At 63.3% G+C, this 18881-nt stretch carries 15 protein-coding genes and 1 pseudogene; 8 read left to right on the top strand and 8 right to left on the bottom strand.

What is annotated here, in order from left to right:
* Positions 1-10: 10 nt before the first annotated feature.
* From cysT to AC1DUB_RS19640, 3 genes are all read left to right on the top strand, one after another.
* A complete protein-coding gene (gene cysT / locus AC1DUB_RS19650) occupies positions 11-904 on the top strand; it encodes a sulfate ABC transporter permease subunit CysT (RefSeq protein ID WP_477730903.1) in 894 nt (297 codons plus the stop codon).
* The gene (gene cysW / locus AC1DUB_RS19645; protein WP_477730902.1) at positions 901-1920 is read left to right on the top strand and encodes a sulfate ABC transporter permease subunit CysW; all 1020 of its coding nucleotides are present in this window, start codon (positions 901-903) and stop codon (positions 1918-1920) included. Before cysT ends, cysW begins: the two co-directional genes overlap by 4 nt.
* An 87-nt stretch (positions 1921-2007) precedes the next feature.
* Positions 2008-3111 carry a sulfate/molybdate ABC transporter ATP-binding protein gene (locus AC1DUB_RS19640; protein ID WP_477730901.1) on the top strand — a complete coding sequence of 368 codons (1104 nt, stop codon included), beginning with the start codon at positions 2008-2010 and terminating at the stop codon, positions 3109-3111.
* Here AC1DUB_RS19640 and AC1DUB_RS19635 read toward each other — a convergent pair.
* Positions 3035-3535, bottom strand: a complete 501-nt coding sequence (locus AC1DUB_RS19635; RefSeq protein ID WP_477730900.1) for a DUF4062 domain-containing protein — start codon at positions 3533-3535, stop codon at positions 3035-3037. The two genes, AC1DUB_RS19640 and AC1DUB_RS19635, sit on opposite strands and share 77 nt — an antisense overlap.
* A gap of 472 nt (positions 3536-4007) precedes the next feature.
* On the opposite strand from AC1DUB_RS19635, the gene AC1DUB_RS19630 reads away from it, so the two are divergent.
* The 4 genes from AC1DUB_RS19630 to AC1DUB_RS19615 all read left to right on the top strand — a co-directional run bounded on the left by AC1DUB_RS19630 (position 4008) and on the right by AC1DUB_RS19615 (position 10187).
* Positions 4008-4514, top strand: coding sequence for a disulfide bond formation protein B (locus AC1DUB_RS19630; protein ID WP_477730899.1), 507 nt, complete (start codon positions 4008-4010; stop codon positions 4512-4514).
* A gap of 215 nt (positions 4515-4729) precedes the next feature.
* A complete protein-coding gene (gene imuA / locus AC1DUB_RS19625) occupies positions 4730-5551 on the top strand; it encodes a translesion DNA synthesis-associated protein ImuA (protein ID WP_477730898.1) in 822 nt (273 codons plus the stop codon).
* Positions 5511-6977, top strand: a complete 1467-nt coding sequence (locus AC1DUB_RS19620; protein ID WP_477730897.1) for a Y-family DNA polymerase — start codon at positions 5511-5513, stop codon at positions 6975-6977. The genes imuA and AC1DUB_RS19620 overlap by 41 nt, the downstream gene beginning before the upstream one ends.
* A 9-nt stretch (positions 6978-6986) precedes the next feature.
* A complete protein-coding gene (locus AC1DUB_RS19615; RefSeq protein ID WP_477730896.1) occupies positions 6987-10187 on the top strand; it encodes an error-prone DNA polymerase in 3201 nt (1066 codons plus the stop codon).
* A 38-nt stretch (positions 10188-10225) separates the two neighbouring features.
* Here AC1DUB_RS19615 and AC1DUB_RS19610 read toward each other — a convergent pair whose 3' ends face one another.
* From AC1DUB_RS19610 to argA, 7 genes and pseudogenes are all read right to left on the bottom strand, one after another.
* Positions 10226-10705 carry a response regulator gene (locus AC1DUB_RS19610; protein WP_477730895.1) on the bottom strand — a complete coding sequence of 160 codons (480 nt, stop codon included), beginning with the start codon at positions 10703-10705 and terminating at the stop codon, positions 10226-10228.
* On the bottom strand, positions 10702-12408 hold the full coding sequence (locus AC1DUB_RS19605; protein ID WP_477730894.1) for a PAS domain-containing hybrid sensor histidine kinase/response regulator: 1707 nt from the start codon (positions 12406-12408) through the stop codon (positions 10702-10704). The genes AC1DUB_RS19610 and AC1DUB_RS19605 overlap by 4 nt, the downstream gene beginning before the upstream one ends.
* A 277-nt stretch (positions 12409-12685) precedes the next feature.
* Positions 12686-14044 carry an erythromycin esterase family protein gene (locus AC1DUB_RS19600; RefSeq protein ID WP_477730893.1) on the bottom strand — a complete coding sequence of 453 codons (1359 nt, stop codon included), beginning with the start codon at positions 14042-14044 and terminating at the stop codon, positions 12686-12688.
* 42 nt (positions 14045-14086) lie between these two features.
* A complete protein-coding gene (locus AC1DUB_RS19595; protein WP_477730948.1) occupies positions 14087-14731 on the bottom strand; it encodes a phosphoribosyltransferase in 645 nt (214 codons plus the stop codon).
* A gap of 66 nt (positions 14732-14797) precedes the next feature.
* Positions 14798-15466: pseudogene (locus AC1DUB_RS19590) on the bottom strand (dienelactone hydrolase family protein); the annotation flags it as partial.
* 211 nt (positions 15467-15677) lie between these two features.
* A complete protein-coding gene (locus AC1DUB_RS19585; protein WP_477730892.1) occupies positions 15678-15926 on the bottom strand; it encodes a DUF1272 domain-containing protein in 249 nt (82 codons plus the stop codon).
* A 99-nt stretch (positions 15927-16025) separates the two neighbouring features.
* Complete coding sequence (argA, locus tag AC1DUB_RS19580) at positions 16026-17375, bottom strand: amino-acid N-acetyltransferase (RefSeq protein ID WP_477716764.1); 1350 nt, start codon at positions 17373-17375, stop codon at positions 16026-16028.
* A 219-nt stretch (positions 17376-17594) separates the two neighbouring features.
* Between argA and AC1DUB_RS19575 the strand changes: the two genes are divergently transcribed.
* On the top strand, positions 17595-18815 hold the full coding sequence (locus AC1DUB_RS19575) for a 7TM diverse intracellular signaling domain-containing protein (protein WP_477730891.1): 1221 nt from the start codon (positions 17595-17597) through the stop codon (positions 18813-18815).
* The last annotated feature ends 66 nt before the right edge of the window (positions 18816-18881 follow it).

Here is an 18881-nt window from a genome sequence, read left to right as displayed (position 1 = left end):
CCCACCAGTCATGACTGCCTTGTCTTCTGTTGCAGCGCCCGCCGCGGTGCTGCCGGGCTCGCCTGCGGGCGGCAAACGGGCTGCCCGGCGGGTGTTGCCCGGCTTTCACCTTACGCTGGGTTACACCGTGCTGTACCTCAGCCTGATCGTGCTGATCCCGATCTCGGCGCTGTTCTTCAAAACGTTCACGCTCAGCCTGGATCAGTTCTGGATAGCCGTGACCTCGCCGCGCGTGTTGGCCTCTTACCGCCTCACGTTTGGCGCGTCGCTGATCGCTGCGCTCGTCAACCTGGTGTTCGGCCTGCTGGTGGCCTGGGTGCTGGTGCGCTACACGTTTCCCGGCAAAAAGCTGGTTGATGCGCTGGTGGATTTGCCTTTTGCGCTGCCCACGGCCGTGGCCGGCATTTCGCTCACGGCGCTGCTGGCCGGCAACGGCTGGCTCGGCCAGTACCTGGAACCCATGGGCATCAAGCTGGCCTTCACGCCGGCCGGCGTGGTGATTGCGCTGATTTTTGTGGGTCTTCCGTTTGTGGTGCGCACGGTGCAGCCGGTGCTGGAAGATGCGGAGAAAGAACTCGAAGAAGCCGCAACGTCATTGGGCGCCACACGCCTGCAGATTTTCACCAAGGTCATCCTGCCGCACATCATGCCGGCGCTGCTGACGGGTTTTGCCATGGCCTTTGCGCGGGCGATTGGCGAGTACGGATCGGTTATCTTTATTGCCGGCAACATGCCCATGATTTCGGAGATCACGCCGCTCATCATCATCGGCAAGCTCGAGCAGTACGACTATGCCGGTGCTACCGCCGTGGCCGTGGTGATGCTGGTGCTGTCATTCATCCTGCTGCTGGTCATCAACGCATTACAGGCCTGGCAGCGCCGCAACGCAGGAGCGCCGGCATGAGCGATAAACAGGCCCCCACGCTTGTCGCTACGCGTGCCTCCGGCGTTGCGCTGCCCCTCGCCGACGGAAAAGGGGCTGTCCTTGCTCGGGGCGGTCCTTCGCAGCGCACTCCTGCCCAACCCGTTCGCCGTGTCACGGCCGGAACGACGGAGTCGCCTTGGGTGCGCTACACGCTGATCACGGGTGCTCTTTTATTCGTGTTCCTGTTTCTCGTGCTGCCGCTGGCCGCCGTGTTCACCGAAGCCTTGCGCAAGGGCTTTGGTGCCTACATCGCCGCGCTGCAGGAACCCGACGCCTGGTCGGCCATCAAGCTCACCTTGATTGCCGCCGCCGTGGCCGTGCCGCTGAATCTGGTGTTTGGCGTGGCCGCAGCCTGGGCCATTGCCAAGTACGAGTTTCGCGGCAAGTCGTTTTTGACGACGCTGGTGGACCTGCCGTTTTCCGTCTCGCCCGTGGTGGCCGGCCTGATCTATGTGCTGCTGTTTGGCGCCCAGGGCTGGTTTGGCCCCTGGCTGCAGGCGCACGACATCAAGATCATTTTTGCCGTTCCCGGCATCGTGCTGGCGACCGTGTTTGTGACCTTTCCCTTCATCGCGCGCGAGCTGATTCCGCTCATGCAGGCCCAGGGCAACGACGAAGAGCAGGCCGCCATTGTGCTGGGCGCCACCGGCTGGCAAACCTTCTGGCATGTCACGCTGCCCAACATCAAGTGGGGTTTGATCTACGGCGTGATCCTGTGCAATGCGCGGGCCATGGGCGAGTTTGGCGCGGTCTCCGTGGTGTCGGGCCACATCCGCGGGCAAACCAACACCTTGCCGCTGCATGTGGAAATTTTGTACAACGAATACCAGTCGGTGGCCGCCTTTGCCGTGGCTTCGCTGCTGGCCATTCTGGCGCTGGTCACACTGGCCATCAAGTCGGTGGCGGAATGGCGCCACGAAGCAGACATGAAGGCCGCGGCTGATTTGCCGCCTGAACGTCCCGTGTTATCCCCTCTCCCCCTGGGAGAGGGCTAGGGTGAGGGCGGCCCCACCCCGTAGCCAACGCCGGCCCTCACCCCAACCCTCTCCCGGTGGGAGAGGGAGCAAGAAAAAGAGAAAATTATGAGCATCGAAATCCGTAACGTCAGCAAACACTTTGGCGACTTCCAGGCGCTGGGCGACGTGAGCCTGGACATTGAATCGGGCGAACTCGTCGCCTTGCTCGGCCCCTCGGGCTGCGGCAAAACCACGCTGCTGCGCATCATTGCCGGTCTGGAAACGGCAGACCGCGGCAGCATTCTGTTCAGCGGAGAAGACACCACCGACGTGCATGTGCGCGAACGGCAGGTGGGCTTCGTCTTCCAGCACTACGCACTGTTCCGTCACATGACGGTGTTTGAAAATGTCGCTTTCGGCCTGCGCATAAAAAAACGTTGGTTCGGGCCGCGCGGACAGCACCCCAGCGACGCGCAGATCAAGGAGAAAGTGCATTCGCTGCTCAACCTGGTGCAGCTCGACTGGCTGGCCGACCGCTTTCCGTCGCAGCTTTCAGGCGGGCAGCGCCAGCGTATTGCGCTGGCACGCGCCCTGGCCGTGGAGCCCAAGGTGCTGCTGCTCGACGAGCCATTTGGCGCCCTTGATGCCAAGGTGCGCAAGGAATTGCGCCGCTGGTTGCGCCGCCTGCATGACGACCTGCATGTGACCAGCATCTTTGTGACGCACGACCAGGAAGAAGCCCTGGAAGTGGCCGACCGCGTGGTACTGATGAATGCCGGCAAGGTCGAACAGATTGGGTCCCCGCAAGAGGTCTGGGACCACCCGGCCAGCCCGTTCGTCTACGGCTTTCTGGGCGACGTGAATCTTTTTCACGGCCGCGCCCATGAAGGCGAAGTGCATCTCGAAGGCCTGCGCATCGATTCCCCCGAGCATGCCGACGCACAGGACGCCAGGGCCTTTGCCTATGTGCGTCCGCACGACCTGGAAGTGCAGCGTTATTCACCGGGCGCCGAAGGCATCGTCGCGCATCTGGAGCGCGCCATCGTGATCGGCCCGATTGCGCGGCTGGAGCTGATGCCGGTCGAAGGCTACGAGCAGAAAGGGAACGCGTCAGGCGACTCCCTCATTGAAGCCCAGATGCCGTCGCAGCAGTTTAAGGACATGGGCTTGCGGGAAGGCGACATGCTGGTGGTGACGCCGCGCAAGGCGAGGGTGTTTGTGGAGGGATGACGTTTGACATGAGCGGCGGCACAAAGCCGAAGGCTTTGGGGCGTCCGCTCGATGTATGGGTCAGGCCGCGAGCCTCACTTGTTGCTGCGCTTACTTGCAGATTTCTTAGCTGGGACGGTATTTGGCAAATCTTCGGACTCCTCCGATGAAGCCGCTTTTGGAACCGCTGATAAGCGAATTCTTTTTCCGTGTAGCTTATGCCGTCAATCATTGATCCGTAGCGGTGCCCCACGATCACGACGTAGTAGTCCGTCTCGTCGATTTGTCGCGCTATTAACTTCCATTGCTCCTCGTCGGCAGCGCTAAACATTTCCATCCCCACGGGAATGTGCCCCATTTCAAGGATCGCTTTTATTACCTGCGAACGCTCCTCTTTGAGGTCGTCAAACGTAGAGCTAATGAAGATCTGATATTTGGTGCTCATGTTGCCTCTTGTACTTTTTGGAGTGGGGACGCTGCTTCCACGAGCAGCCTAACTTTGATATATCCCGCAAAACTGCGGAATAACGTGCCCGCCTGCGAAATAACACGGCGCGCCAAACTTGAAATAACTGTTTTTTGACATGGAGTTGAGACGCTATGCTGGATAAATGAGTAGGTATATTGCTTTCGCCAAAGTCGCCGCCCATATGTTTTCCACGGTTCACCTTGCGGGGCAAGCTGCGGGACACAGGCACTATGCCTGAAAAAGGGCCAAAACCGACTATGCTGTGCGCGGTTTTCCTGCTTTGACTTCTCTTGATGCCTCTTCGCAACACGAGCATCCTGCAAAAGGGGAAATCGCGAACTCATTGCCCAAGGCGCTTGCCATCAACCAGTTGGCGCCGCCCGGGAACTTCTAGCCGCCCAGGCTCACGAACCAGCGGACAATTCGTATATTGATTAAAGGGAAGCTGATGTTTTTGACGTATTTCGACGCGCTGCCACGCCGTGTGCTGGCGCTGGTGTGTCTGGCTTGTGTGGCCATGCTGGCTTTTGGTTTGTATCTGCAGCATGTGGTGGGCCTAGAGCCTTGCCCCATGTGCATCGTGCAGCGCTACGCGCTGGTGCTGGTGGCTGTGGTTGCAGGTATCACCGCAGTAGCCAAAAGCAGGGGGCTGCTGATCACGGGCTCGGGCTTGCTGGTGCTGCTGTCCGGCTTTGGTGCCTTTGTGGCGGCCCGCCAGAGTTTTCTGCAGTGGTACCCACCTGAGATTGCCTCCTGCGGCCGTGACTTTTACGGAATGATCGAAACCTTTCCGCTCAAGCGCGCGATTCCCATGATCTTCAAGGGCAGTGGCGACTGCACCAAAATTGACTGGACCTTTCTGGGCGGCTCGATTGCCAACTGGTCCTTCCTGTGCTTTGTGACGATTGGCCTGGTGGGGCTGGTCCTGATCGCCCGCCTGGCACGCCAGCGCTGAGCGCAACGCCTTCTCATCAAGCGCCGGGTCGGCTGCACCCTGGCGCTTTTTCCCTTTTCCATTTTCTTTTCTCAATGAAGTCAGTCCCTTGACAGGGGAGGGCGGCGCACGCCCGAGCCGGGCGAAGGGGTAATTGCACGGGGCTTGAATCAGGCAATATACTGTGTTTATATCCAGTTATTTGGCTGGGTGTTTTACCCGATTGAGCCCATCCCATGCTTTCTCCGATTCCTGTGGCCCGCACCGTGCCGGACCTCGCCCACGTGTGGCGCGCGGGCGAGCTGGGCAGCGCGAGCCTGCAGACCGTGGACACGGGCTATGCGGCGCTCAACCATGTGTTGCCCGGCGGCGGCTGGCCGCAGGGTGCGTTAGTGGAAGTGCTGCAGCCGCAAGCCGGACTGCATGAATGGGGTTTGGTCGTGCCGGCCCTGGCTTGCGTGCAGGCGGCGGTGCCTGATTTGTTGACGGTGCTGGTGGGCGTGCCCTGGCAGCCCTTTGGCCCGGCGCTGGGCGCGCGCCAGTTGAATATGCAGCGCCTGCTCAGCATTCACGGAAAACCCGGTGACGCGCCGTCGCTGCTGTGGGCCACGCGTGAAGCCTTGCAGTGCGCCGACGTGCACAGCGTGCTGGCCTGGCTGCCCGATGCGCGCAGCGCGCACGTGCGCCGTCTGCAGATTGCGGCCCATGCGCACAACAAGCTGCTGTTTGTCTTCAGGCCGCTGCGGGCGCAGCATGAGTCGTCGCCCGCGCCGCTGCGTTTGCTGATTGAAGGCGCGGTGAACGAGGCGGGCCAGTTGCTGGTCCGTGTGCTCAAACGCCGTGGCCCGCCTCTGGCCGCGCCGGTGCTGCTCGATACCCGGCCGGCCCGGCTGGCGGAGCTGCTGGCCGCCAGCCGCGAAAGAGCGCGGCGCCAGCGGGAAGAAGCCGGCGTTCCGGCGCTCATGCTGCTGCCTTCGCTGGTGTCGCCTCCTGTCACTTCACCTCAGGGCCCCATCCATGCGCTGCTGGATCGCATTGCATATCTCGACCACCACTGAGCCGGGCCCAGCCGCCCGCCAGGTGCTGGACGCCGCTGCGGTGCAACGGGCGGTGGCCAGCATGGCACTGGGCTTTACGCCGCGTGTGGCGCTGGTGGACGAGGCCGTGCTGATGGACGTGACGGGCAGCCTGCGCCTCTTTGGCGGCTTGGCGCGGCTGATGCAGCTGCTGGAGCAGCGTTTGGCTGTTTTTTTTGAAGAAAACGGGTTGCAGGCTCAGGTAAAACGGGCGCAAGGCGCGACGTCCTTGATAGCGCTTGGCCGTTTGCGGCTGCAAGATGGACAGACTCAGACTCAGACTGATATCGTCGTGAAAAAGCGCGTGGCCGACCTGCCCATGCACACCCTGACGGCTGCCCGCCCGCATCTGGGCGTGCTGGAGCGCATTGGCTGCCGCAACTGGGACGACCTGCTGCGCCTGCCGCGTGACGGCGTGGCCCGGCGCTTTGGCGCGGAGTTGCTGGAGGCGCTGGACCGCGCCCGCGGCAGCACGCCCGACAACTACGAGTGGCAGGTGCTGCCCGAGCACTTTGAGGAAAAACTGGAACTCAACGCACTGGTCACCCACGCCCCCGCGTTGATGGCGGGCGTGGAGCGGCTGCTGGTCCATCTGCACGCCTGGCTGCTCGGGCGCCAGAGCGGGCTGTGCGCCCTGAAAATCATCTGGCACCTGGACAAGCGCCGCGACGTGGCGCCGACCGGCGAACTGGAGATCCGCACGGCCCAGCCCGCACAAGACCTTCGCCATGTGGCGCGGCTGGTGGCCGAGCACCTGGCCCAGCAAAAGCTGCCGGCGCCGGTGCACAGCCTGACCTTGCAGTCACTGGCCACCGAGTTGCTGGCCGACTCGGCCGCCGCCACCGGTAGCCTGCTGATGGAGGTGCGCCAACAGGGTGACAGCGTGGTGGAGCTGGTCGAGCGGCTGAGCGCCCGCCTGGGCGATGCGCAGGTGCAGGCCTGGCAGCCTTGCGCGGACCATCGGCCGGAGCTGATGCAACGCTGGGTTCATGCCAGGGGGGCGATTCAATCGATCGCTGCGCATAAAAATCCTGTCCGGGCTGGAGGTTTGAAACGTTCAAGAGATGCTTCAAAAACCTCCTGTCCGGAGATCAAGACCGAAGCTTTGTACCCGACCTGGTTGCTGCCCGAGCCGCTCAAGCTGGCCACTGTCGGCAACAGCCCGGTCTATCAGGGCAAGCTGCACCGCCTGACGGGGCCGCAGCGGCTGGAGGCCGCCGAATGGCTGCTGGCCGACAGCAACACCGCCCGCGGCGCCGGGCTGTGTGAAAAGCCGTGGGCGCTTCGCGACTACTTCATTTACCGCAGCCAGCAGGGCGCCTTGCTCTGGATTTACAGCGAGAGGCTGGGCGCCACACCCGAGGCCGCGCGGCAGCGCGCCTGGTACCTGCACGGTTTTTTTGCCTGAGGGGAACGCATGTCCGCCTACGTGCTGCCCGATTACGCCGAACTGCATGCGTTGAGCAATTTCAGCTTCCAGCGCGGCGCCTCGCATGCTCAGGAGCTGGCCGAGCGGGCTTTCAAGCTGGGTTACAAGGCGCTGGCCATCACTGACGAATGCTCGGTGGCCGGTGTGGTGAGGGCGCATGAAGTGACCCGGGAGCTCGGTCTGCAGTTGCTGCCGGGGGCCGAGTTCCTGGTGCAGGACGGCCATGCGTTCAGGCTGGTGGTGCTGCCCCACAACGCCGCGGGCTGGGGCAACCTGTGCGAGTTCATCACCGAGGCGCGCCGCGCCGGTGACGAGGTGGAAAAAGGCAGCTATCGCGTTGCCATGGGTAAGACGGATTTTTCCCGGCTGGCCGATTGCGAAGTCCTGCTGTCGCCCTTGCCCGACGCCATCGATGTGCAAGCGCTGGGCGCGCACGCTGCCTGGGCCAAAGGACTGTTTGGCCCGAATGCCTGGCTGGCCGTCGAACTGCTGCAGGGCCTGGACGACGCGCTGCGCCTGCAGCAGCTGCAGGAGGTTGCAGAGCACACTGGCATACGTCTGGTGGCGGCCGGCAACGTGCTGATGCACAAGCGCTCGCGCAAGCCGCTGCACGACGTGATGACGGCCATCAAGCTGGGCAGGCCGGTGCATGAATGTGGCTTTGCGCTGCAGGCCAATGCCGAGGCGCACCTGCGCCCGCGCATGCGGCTGGCCGGCATTTACCCGGCCGCGCTGCTGCGTGCCACGCTGGAGGTGGCGGCGCGCTGCAGCTTCAATCTCGACGAGATCCGCAACCTCTACCGCTACCCCCGGGAAGACATGGTGCCGCCTGCCGAAACGCCCGCACGCTGGCTCAGGCGGCTGACCTGGCAGGGGGCCCACACACGCTATCCGCGCGGTATTCCCCGGAAAATCGGGGCGCAGCTTGCGTTTGAACTGGCGCTGATCGAAGAGCTTGAATACGAGATGTTCTTCATCACCGTGCATGACATCGTGCGCTTTGCGAATGAGCAGAAAATCCTGTGCCAGGGGCGCGGCTCGGCGGCCAATTCGGCGGTCTGCTACTGCCTGGGCGTCACGGCCGTCAACCCGGTTGAAAGCAATCTGCTGTTTGAGCGCTTCATCAGCCGCGAACGCAGCGAACCGCCTGACATCGATGTGGACTTTGAGCACGAGCGGCGCGAAGAGGTCATCCAGTACATCTATAAAAAGTACGGGCATGACCGCGCCGCCATTGCCGCCACCGTCATCCGCTATCGGCCGCGCAGCGCGATTCGCGATGTGGGAAAGGCGCTGGCGATGGCGCCCGAGTTGATCGACCAGTTCGCCAAAGAGCATTTCTGGTTTGACGGCAGCGAGGTGCTGGAAGAAAAAATCAGGCAAGCCGGCCTGGCGGGCCAGGCGGGGCCGGTGTTGCAGTGGCTTGATTTGTCGGCGCAGCTGATTGGTTTTCCGCGCCACCTCAGCCAGCACGTCGGTGGTTTTGTGCTGACGCAGGGCAAGCTCACGCGGCTGGTGCCGGTGCAGCCTGCCTCGATGGAAGACCGCCGCATCATCCAGTGGGACAAGGACGACCTGGAGGCGATGGGTTTGCTCAAGGTCGATGTGCTGGCGCTGGGCATGCTGTCGGCCATCAGACGTTGCCTGGGCCTGGTCAATGAAACCCGGCAATGCGATGACCAGATGCACACCCTCCCGCTGGAAGACCCGCAAACTTACGACATGATCTGCGAGGCCGACACGGTGGGCGTGTTCCAGATCGAAAGCCGCGCGCAGATGTCCATGCTGCCGCGCCTGCAGCCGCGCAATTACTACGACCTGGTGGTGGAGGTCGCCATCGTCCGGCCGGGGCCTATCCAGGGCGGCATGGTGCACCCTTATCTGAAGAATCGCGAAATCCTCCGGACGGGCGGCGAGATCAAGCCTGAATACCCGGCGCTCAACCCGGCCCTGGAACGCACGCTGGGCATCCCGATCTTCCAGGAGCAGGTGATGCAGATCGCCATGATCGCCGCCGACTTTACGCCCGGTGAGGCCGACGACCTGCGCCGCTCCATGGCGGCCTGGAAACGCAAGGGCGGGGTGGACCGCTTTCATGGCCGCCTGGTCAATGCCATGGTCAACAACGGCTACAGCGCCGAATTTTCAGAGCGCATCTTCAGCCAGATCCTGGGCTTCGGCGACTACGGCTTTCCCGAAAGCCACGCCGCCAGTTTTGCCAAGCTGGTCTACGTGAGCTGCTGGCTCAAGTGCCACGAACCGGCCTGCTTTCTGGCGGCCATGGTCAATTCGCAGCCCATGGGCTTTTATTCGCCCTCGCAACTGGTGCAGGACGCCATCCGGCACGGCGTGGAGGTGCGCGCCGTGGACGTGATGTACAGCGACTGGGACTGCACGCTGGAGCCGGCGGCTGCGCAACCTGTCATGCCCCGCCATCCCGGCATCCATGCAGGGCAGCCAGCGGTGCGGCTGGGCCTGCGCCTGGTGTCCGGCCTGCGCGAAGACGCTGCCATTCGTCTGGTGGAGGCGCGAGCGCAGGCGGCTTTCAGCTCGACGGAAGACCTGGTGTCGCGCGCCCGACTCAATACGCTGGAAATCAACGCGCTGGCCGCCGCCGATGCCTTGCTGCCCCTGTCCGGCCACCGGCGCCAGCAGGTGTGGGACGCCTCGGCCATCAAGCCGGCGCCGGGCTTGCTCAAGTCCGTGCCCACGCATGAAACACCGCTGGCGCTGCCCGATACGCCCGAAGGCGAGAACATCCTGTTCGACTACAAAGCCACGGGCCTCACGCTGCGGCGCCACCCGGTCGCGCTGCTGCGGGAACGGCTGGCGCGCAAGGGCCTGCTGACCGCCAGCGAGCTCAATGCCTTGCCCGACGGCGAAGAGGTGGCCGGCTGCGGCATCGTCACCGTGCGCCAGCAGCCGCAAACGGCCAATGGCACCATCTTCGTCACGCTGGAAGACGAAACCGGCCCGGTCAACGTGATCGTGTGGAAATCATTGCGGGAGGCGCAACGCGCCGAGGTACTGCATGCCCGCCTGCTGGCGGTGTATGGGGTGTGGCAGCGCAGTGAAGAAAGCGGCACCGCCAAAGGCTATGGCGCAGTGCGCAACCTGGTGGCGCACCGGCTGGAAGACCTCACGCCGCTGCTGGGGCGGCTGGGCACCTCCAGCCGGGACTTTCATTGAGCCGTCCGGCGTCCGGCCCCCCGCCAAGAACCAGGCGTTTACTGCCTTCGCGCTTCGTCGATCTCGACCGTGCCCTGGTGCACGGCGTGCTCCAGCAGCTTGCTGTAGTTGTCCAGTTTTTTATACAGCAGACGGACTTCCAGCATGTTGTGGATGCGCGTTTTGACTTCAACCAGGTCAAAGGGCTTGCTGATGAAGTCCTTGGCACCGGCTTCCAGGGCGCGCAGCTTGTGGCCCGGCTCCGCGGTCAGGACGATGACAGGCAGGTAGTCGTCGCTGGTGTTTTTCTTGAGCTCCTGCATCACCTGAAAGCCGTCCATGCCGGGCATTTTCAGGTCCAACAGGATCAGGTCATAGCGGTGTTCCGCGTGCAGACCGGCCACCTCCAGCGGGTCCATGGTGGAGCGGACGCGGGTGTAGCCGGTGTTGCCCAGAAACTGCTCCAGCAGCTGCACATTGGCGGCCTGGTCGTCCACCACCAGGATGCTGGCGTTCAGGATGTCGAATTCGGTGTTCATGCGGTTTTCTCCGGTACGGGAGGGCGTCGGGACTTTGTTTTGGAAAACTTCAGCGCCAGGTCCAGGGTGTCCATGAATTCATTGATCCGGATGGGTTTGGTGAGGTAGCGGAAGAAGCCGGCCTCCATGCCTTTTTCAATGTCGCGGGGTATGGCGTTGGCACTCAGCGCCACCACCGGAATATGCGCCGTCAAGGGGTCCGCGCACAGAATCTGCACCGCCTTGATGCCGCTGATGCCCGGCAGGTTGATGTCCATCAGGATGATGTCGGGCTGCGAGGCCTTGGCCATCGCGATGCCGCTGATGCCATCCCGGGCCGATAGCAGCCGTATGTCGGAGCGGCGCGCGATGAGGTCTTCCACCAGCATCAGGTTGGCCGGGTTGTCTTCCACATACAGCAGGGTGTGGGCGCGGGGATCCGTCGGCACCTGGCTTTGCAGGGCCGGCGCCAGGCTGGCCAGCTCCGGGTGAAGCTCACGTTCCTCGGTGAGGTCCATTTCGATCCAGAACACGCTGCCTTGGCCGACAATGCTCTCCACGCCGATGACGCCGCCCATCAGCTCGATCAGCCGCTTGGTCATCACGAGGCCAATGCCGGTACCTTGTTCGGTATTGGCCTCCTGGCCCAGGCGGTTGAAGGGCTGGAAGAGCTGGGCGATTTTGGCCGGGTTCAGGCCTTCGCCGGTGTCTTCCACGCAGATGCGTATGCGTTGGGGCGAAACGTTCACGCATTTGAGCGCCACCGTTCCGCCGCTGGTGTTGTACTTGATCGCGTTGGACAGTAAATTGATCAGCACCTGCTTGAGCCGTGTGCGGTCGGCGCTGACGAAGCAGGGCAGGGAAAATTGCGGAAAAGCCACGCGGATGCCGCGCTTGGCGGCCTGCGATTCGACCAGGGTTTCACATTCGAGCATGACTTCCGCCAGCGACACCGGCTCCAGCGACAGCGACAGCCTGCCGGACTCGATCAGCGCCAGGTCCAGAATTTCGTTGATCAGTTCCAGCAGGTACCAGCCGGCCTGGAGGATCTGGTCCACGCTGCGCTTTTGCGACGGCGTCGGCTGCGGCGTGCCGGACTCGATCAGCTGCGCAAAGCCGAGGATGGCGCTGAGCGGCGTGCGCAGCTCATGGCTCATGCTGGACAGAAAATCCGATTTGGCGAGGTTGGCCTTCTCGGCCACCGCCATCGCTTCTTTCAAGGCCACTTCGACCTGCTTGCGCACCGAGTTGTCGGTGCCGATCAGCAGGTAGCCGATGATGGTGCCGAAATCGTCACGCAGGGCGGTGATCGACACAATGGCCGGAAAGCGGCTGCCGTCCTTGCAGATGTAGGTCAGCTCGTAAATGTCCTCAATGCCGCGCGAGGCCTTGAAGGCCAGCGCCTCGAAGCCCGGCGTGATGGTGGTGGCGAGCTCCACGCTCAGCGCCTGCGCCCGCGCCATCACTTCCTGCGGGTCGTGGATGTCGCTGGGGTTGATCTTGTTGACGACTTCGGCCGCCATATAGCCCAGCATGCGCTCGGCACCGACGTTGAAGAGCTGGATGATGCCTTTCTCGTCGGTCGCGATGATGGAGAAATTTTCGCTGGTCAGGATGGCGGTCTGCAGCGCGCCGGTCTTGAGCAGGGCTTCCTGGCGCTTGACCTCTATGCCGTCGGCTTTGGCAATGGCGTCAAGAACGCTCAGATTTGAAATGGGTGACATGGGCCATGTTTCTGTAAAAGTAACGACGATCCTGCGAAGTGCCGACTGTGGGCGGCGCTTCCAGGATCCTGGCCGGGGAGGGTGAGAAGTCTTTCAAGGACTCCGGAAGTTTTACAGATGCGCTGTGAAAAGTCCGTGCGCCAGCGCACATACCAAGCCCCGAAGATACCACGGGCGAACGAAATGAGGCCCACACCCCGATTCTCGACAATCCGGGGCAGATGAAGGAACTGATACCTGGTTGATCCCTGGCGAACGCCGGGATTAGACGCCGGCATTAGATGCCGGAGGGGAAGGTTTCGGGCGCCTCACCGGTGTTCCAGACCGGGCCTTTGTCCAGGGGCTCCAGCGCACCGGTCTCGTCCAGGTGGATCACCGCATCAAACTGGCTGGCCAGGTGGGTGTGAAAGTAGTGGCTGTGGCGTTCCGTTTCCGGCCGGTAGATCACGCCGATGGCCCGCTGCAGCCGCAGCGGCGCCAGCAGGGGGCGCAGAGCCGCGTTGTCACGCAGCGCCAGCATGAAGCGGGCCGAGCCCGTCTGGTGAAACATGTCCTCCCAGCTGCCGGGCAGACCCGGACGCACCCGCTTGCGGTGTGCGGCTTCACCCCAATCCGATGCGGCCGTGACCCAGCCATGATGGGTGCTGAAGCCCACCAGTACGGCGTCGCCCGCGTAGCGGTCGCGCATGAGTTGACCCACATTCCATTCGCCCCGCTCGCCCTTCTGGGTGGCCGAGGCATCACCCAAGTGAGAGTTGTGCGCCCACACCGCGATACGCGGCGGCGGGCCATTGGCGCTCAGGTGGCGGTCCAGCGCCTGGAGGGTCTCCACCATGTGGCTGTCGCGCAGATTCCACGAGGAGACACGCCCATGAAACATGGTGCGGTAGTACTCTTCGGCGTTGTGCACCAGGCGTGCGTTCTGCTGGGCGTGGAAAGCCTCGTCCCACTCCAGGCCGTTAACCGGCGAAAACTCACTGGCGCGGCGGTTCATGTCGCGCAGCTGCTGCACCGCCTCGTCCTCGCAGCTCGCTCCCAGGCCAAAGGCGGCGGCGTAGCCGTAGGCCTGGCTGTCTTCCGCCGCGTGGTCGAAGCAGGCATAGCGGTAGCGGGCGCGGCGCGCGGCTTGCGGATCGGTTCTGTCAAGATAGGCGAGTACTGCCTGGATGGAGCTGAACAGGCTGTAGAGGTCCAGCCCGTAAAAGCCGGCCTGCTGTCTGGGGTCTCGTCCGCTGTTGTGATCGCGCAGCCATTCGACGAAATCGACCACCACCGTGTTGCGCCACATCCAGGCTGGAAACCGCTGGAAGCCCGACAGCGCGGCAACCGCGTCCGTATCGTCCGACACGCCGCGCACATAGCAGTTAACACGCAAGGCGTCGGGCCAGTCGCCTTCGATGACCACGGCGTTAAATCCTTTCTCGGTGATCAAGCGTTTGGTGATTTCGGCCCGTTCGCGGTAAAACTCCTGCGTGCCGTGAGAGGCCTCGCCGAGGAGCGCGAAGCGGGCCTGCCCGATCAGCTGCATCAAGGGGTCATGGGCGCGGTCATGGTCTGCCAGCGGCAGAAGGTGCCCGCGCAGCCCTTCGAGCACCGCAGTGTCGCTGAGGCCGTGCCGGGTCTGGTGCTGGTTCATGGCAGATCCCCTGGCTTCTGGTGCTGCGGGCTGGCAGCTCAATCAATGGCTGGAATACGAGCTGACGATCGGGTTGCCCGTACGTTGTTCCCGTCGGGCCACTTTCAGCAGCAGACTGACTTGTTCGTCAGTGGCCTGGGGGAATGCCTCGTAGTGCAGCCCGACTGCACGAAACGGCTCGGGTTGGGCCGGGCAGATCACCTCGTCGGCGTGTCTGCGCAGCATGGCGCAGGTGTCGCGCGCGCCCACGGGCACGGCCACCACCACCCGCAGGGGATGCCGTTGCCGAATGGCCTGCACCGCTGCCTGCATGCTCATGCCCGTGGCCAGGCCGTCATCCACCACAATGACCGTGCGGCCCTCCAGCGGCAGGGCTGGCTGTTGCTGGCGGTAGAGCTGCTCGCGCCGCACCAGTTCGGCCTGTTCACGTTCGAGGGTTTCGGTAATCTCGTCCGGCCTGATCTGCATGCCGGACAGGGAACTCAGCACCTGTACGCCACCGCTGGCAATGGCGCCCATGGCGTATTCCTCCTGGCCGGGATAGCCAAGCTTGCGCACGACAAGGATGTCCAGCGGCGCGTGCAGTTTGTGGGCCACCTCGTAGCCTACGGCAACGCCGCCACGCGGCAGGGCCACGACGACGAGGCCGTCGCGCCCACGGTAATGCGCCAGTTTGCCGGCCAGCACCCGGCCCGCATGCCGCCGGTCACGATAAGGCAGGTGTACGTCTGCCGTGCCATGCGCCAGGGCCCGGCCCAGGTGAAGGCTGAACCAGGAAGTAGCCAGTTCTGCGACTTCCTCCAGGGCTCCGGCTTCTTCAAACAGATGGGTGGCGTCGGGCACGATGACGAGGTTTTTCTCGCCTTGCAGGTAGGGGTAGGCCGACTGGTTGAGTTCAATCACCTGGGGGTCGGCCCCGCCGACGATCATCAGCGTAGGCGCCCTGACGGCCGCCAATGCCGCCGGCCCGGCCAGATCGGGGCGTCCGCCGCGGGAAACGACGGCCGCAACACGGTCTCCCAGCCGGGCAGCCGCAATGAGTGCGGCCGCGCTGCCCGTACTGGCGCCGAAGTAGCCAATGGCGGCGTGTTGTAGCTCGGGCTGGGTGGTGGCCCAAAGGGTCGCGTCCTGCATCCGCCGGGTCAGCAAGGGAATGTTGAAGCGGTGATGGCGCGTCTGCACCTCTTCCTGCTCCTCCTGCGCCGTCAGCAGGTCAAACAGCAGGGTGGCAATGCCCGCGTCCTGCAGGTGCCGGGCCACCTGCCGGTTGCGTGCACTGTGGCGTCCGCTGCCGCTGCCGTGGGCGAACAGCACGAGGCCTTCGAAGCCGGACGGCAGTGCCAGATCACCGTAGAGCCAGGTGTTCTCCCCTACGGGAATGCGGACTTCCCGAACGACAACGCGGCTGTCACGGTCAGGCATTTTGTTTACCTCGTGAAAATCAGTTCCAACCTCAAATTCTTTTTCGATTGCGACCATTAGTCGCGACAAGGAATGCTGTATTTAATGTAGGACAAGCTGCGTTACTTGCGGGCGCGAAACGGCGCGCACTGTGCGGCGGCATTTGTGTTGGATCAACGGTGGCGTGAAAAATTCCAAAAAAAGCCTGGCAACCCAGGCACCACCGTCGAAATCAGGGGGCCATGCCGCAGCCTGATGGCTTGAAGATACGTTCCTTCGAGGCGGGATATTTGGCCAGCATGTCCGCCGGACGCCGCGGCCGCACGGCAAACTCGCCACCGCAGTTCGGGCAAACCCCCTTGAGCCGGGTGCTGACGCAATCGGCGCAAAACGTGCATTCAAACGTGCAGATGCGTGCTTCGGTGGAGTCGGCAGGCAGATCCTTGTTGCAGCATTCGCAGTTGGGACGGAGTTGAAGCATGGTGTTTCCCCGGTTTGATGGTTAGGTATCTGGCAATCGCCGGCCCGCATCGCCGCATCGGCTCCTTGCGTCATCCCCGCCGCAAAGTCATGACCGCACTCAGGCCAGCTTTTTCACCAGCACCTGGCTTTTCCGGTCCCAGTTGTACTTGCGTTTGCGCGCTTCGGGTAGCCAGTCCGGGTCGACCTGCACAAAGCCGCGTTTGATGAACCAGTGCATGGTGCGGGTGGTCAGCACAAAAATGCTTTGCAGGCCGGCGGCGCGGGCACGCTGCTCGATGCGTTTGAGGATTTTTTCGCCGTCACCCTGACCCTGGCTTTGCGGTGACACCGTCAGGGCGGCCATCTCGGCGGTTTTGGCTTCGGGGTAGGGGTAAAGCGCGGCGCAGGCAAAGATCACGCCGTCGTGTTCGATGATGGTGTACAGGTCGGCATCACGCTCGATTTCCGTTCGGCCGCGCTTGACCAGGGTACCGTCCTTTTCAAACGGCTCGATCAGCTGCAGGATGCCGCCCACGTCGTCGGCGGTGGCTTCGCGCAGGGACTCCAGCTTTTCATCGACCACCATGGTGCCTATGCCGTCGTGCACATAAATTTCGAGCAGCAAGGAGCCGTCCACGGCAAAGGGCAGGATGTGGCTGCGCTCTACGCCCGCCTTGCAGGCCTTGACGCAATGCTGCAGGTAAAACGCCGTGTCGGTCGGGCGTTCGCCGTTGGGCAGGGTGGCCAGCAGCTTTTCGGCCGCGGCCAGGGGCAACTCGGTGTCTATCGGGTTGTCCTCGCTTTCAGGCTGGTCGTGGTGGATGCGGATGCCGGGGATTTCGGTCAGGAAAATCAGTTTGTCGGCCTGCATGGCAGCGGCTACCGAGGTGGCGACTTCTTCCATGGTCAGGTTGAAGGCTTCCCCCGTCGGGGAGAAGCCGAACGGCGACAGCAGCACCATGGCCCCGAAATCCAGCGTGCGGGAGATGCCCGCCACATCCACCTTGCGCACCATGCCGGAATGTTTGAAATCCACCCCGTCCAGGATGCCCACCGGGCGCGCGGTGAGGAAGTTGCCCGAAATCACACGCACGGTGGAGCCCGCCATGGGCGTGTTGGGCAGGCCCTGGCTGAAGGCGGCCTCGATTTCATAGCGCAACTGGCCGGCGGCTTCCTGGGCGCAGTCCAGCGCCACTTCGTCGGTAATGCGCATGCCGTGGGAATACCTGGCTGCGTGCCCTTTGGCCCTGAGCTGTTCGTTAACCTGGGGGCGAAAGCCGTGCACCAGCACGATCTTGACGCCCATGCTCTGGATCAGGGCCAGGTCCTGCGCGATGTGCGGCAGCTTGCCGGCGGCAATCGCCTCGCCCGCAATGCCCACGACAAAGGTCTTGCCGCGGTGTGTGTGGATGTAGGGCGCCACCGAGCGGAACCAGGGGACAAAGGTGAAATTGAAAACGGTGGACATGGCGCGCTTTCGGGGTCAGGAGAAAATTGGGCAAAAGCAAATCGGGCAAAATACAGGCAGGCAAGAAGCGTGACTCGTCACCACCCTGGCGCTCTCTGGCGCTGTTTGCCCGCCAAAACGAAAAAGTGCAATGAGTGTAAGGGAGGTAGCCGGGGAGCCAAGGCGGGTCGGGATAATCCCGTCTACCTGCAAGCTTTCTTTCAGGTATCGTTCACGTTCATGGAACAATTCGCCATCGGGTTTTGGGGCTGCTATTTCGGGGCGACAGGTTTGATGCTGGCCGGCTCGGTCTTTGCCTTCATCCGTTCCCTGCGACGCATCTCGTTCAATGCCGCGCTCGCGGCCATCGCGTCGGCCCTGTTTGTGGTGGCCTTTCTGGGCGGGCTTCCGATGGAGAGCGCCGACTCCCTGGCCCGGCTTCTTGCGCATGTTGCCAGCGTGGTGTCTGCGCTGCTGGCCTATCTGCTGTTTTCCTTCCTGGGTATCCTGCGGCAGCCCGAGGCTCGGTGGTACACCATCAAGGCTTTGCTTTTACTGGCGGTCGCGGTCATCGTGATCGGCTGGCTGCTGCCACCCCAACAGGCGCTGGCCTTGAGCCTCGCCATGGCTTACCTGCTCGGGGTGACCGCGTTGGTCCTCAGCATCCGCAGCGCGCTGCGCGGCGACCGGCTCGCATGGGTGGCGGTATCGGGAGTCTCCTTCATGCTGGTGGCCATTGCCGGGCTGGGCTGGATTGCGCTGTATCGCGCCCATGCGCCCTGGCAGGTCCATGCCGTGAGCGCTCTGGCCGGGACCGCTTACCTGGCCACCATGGCGTCGGTGCTGTGGATGCGTTATTCCTACCTCATCGAACTCAACCAGGTGATGGCGCATGGCCCCAGCTATGACCCGGTCACCCGCATGCGCTCGCACAGCGAGACGGGAAACATGGTGGGCGCGGCCTTCAAGCTCTACCGCGACGAGCCCGTGCCGCTGGGCGTGATTGTGGTGTCCATCGCTAACCTGTATGTGCTGGAAAAGCTCTACGGACTGGCGGCGATGAACCACGCGCTGTTTGTATGCGCCGGCCGCCTGCGGCGCACCGTGCCGGCCCATGTCGAGATGGGCAGGCTGGGCAGGGACGGTTTCCTGCTCCTGGTGCGCAATTGCACGGACAGCGGCCGGCTGATTCACCTGGCGCATACGGTTCAGGCGCGTTTGTCCCGGTCAGTGGTGCTCAATACCAGTCCGGACGCCGGGCTGCCTGGCCAGCAGCAAACGGTGTGGGCGGCGGAGATCGGGTTGGGGGTGCAGCGGGTGTCCAAGACCGATGCGCGTGCAGCTACCGCGGTGGCCATGGGCCGGGGCATGTCGCGCACGGCCTGGAGCTACCCGAGCCGGATCGCCTGGTATGACGAGAAAAGCGGAGAAATTGTCGACATGCCCGTTCTCGCGGCCTGACAGCGCGCGTCGCCGGCCTGCTGCCCACCGCCACGGCGCCTGACGCACCGAAAAGCGCTTGCACGC

The sequence above is a fragment of the Polaromonas sp. P4_F9 genome (genome assembly GCF_056401235.1).
Note: the sequence above shows the minus strand (reverse complement) of the source record. Positions and strands in the feature narration are given on the sequence as shown.

Bases quoted from the DNA above. Each gene is read 5' to 3' on its own strand.
- cysT (WP_477730903.1), top strand. From the start codon at position 11: ATGACTGCCTTGTCTTCTGTTGCAGCGCCCGCCGCGGTGCTGCCGGGC.
- cysW (WP_477730902.1), top strand. From the start codon at position 901: ATGAGCGATAAACAGGCCCCCACGCTTGTCGCTACGCGTGCCTCCGGC.
- AC1DUB_RS19640 (WP_477730901.1), top strand. From the start codon at position 2,008: ATGAGCATCGAAATCCGTAACGTCAGCAAACACTTTGGCGACTTCCAG.
- AC1DUB_RS19635 (WP_477730900.1), bottom strand. From the start codon at position 3,535: ATGAGCACCAAATATCAGATCTTCATTAGCTCTACGTTTGACGACCTC.
- AC1DUB_RS19630 (WP_477730899.1), top strand. From the start codon at position 4,008: ATGTTTTTGACGTATTTCGACGCGCTGCCACGCCGTGTGCTGGCGCTG.
- imuA (WP_477730898.1), top strand. From the start codon at position 4,730: ATGCTTTCTCCGATTCCTGTGGCCCGCACCGTGCCGGACCTCGCCCAC.
- AC1DUB_RS19620 (WP_477730897.1), top strand. From the start codon at position 5,511: ATGCGCTGCTGGATCGCATTGCATATCTCGACCACCACTGAGCCGGGC.
- AC1DUB_RS19615 (WP_477730896.1), top strand. From the start codon at position 6,987: ATGTCCGCCTACGTGCTGCCCGATTACGCCGAACTGCATGCGTTGAGC.
- AC1DUB_RS19610 (WP_477730895.1), bottom strand. From the start codon at position 10,705: ATGAACACCGAATTCGACATCCTGAACGCCAGCATCCTGGTGGTGGAC.
- AC1DUB_RS19605 (WP_477730894.1), bottom strand. From the start codon at position 12,408: ATGTCACCCATTTCAAATCTGAGCGTTCTTGACGCCATTGCCAAAGCC.
- AC1DUB_RS19600 (WP_477730893.1), bottom strand. From the start codon at position 14,044: ATGAACCAGCACCAGACCCGGCACGGCCTCAGCGACACTGCGGTGCTC.
- AC1DUB_RS19585 (WP_477730892.1), bottom strand. From the start codon at position 15,926: ATGCTTCAACTCCGTCCCAACTGCGAATGCTGCAACAAGGATCTGCCT.
- argA (WP_477716764.1), bottom strand. From the start codon at position 17,375: ATGTCCACCGTTTTCAATTTCACCTTTGTCCCCTGGTTCCGCTCGGTG.
- AC1DUB_RS19575 (WP_477730891.1), top strand. From the start codon at position 17,595: ATGGAACAATTCGCCATCGGGTTTTGGGGCTGCTATTTCGGGGCGACA.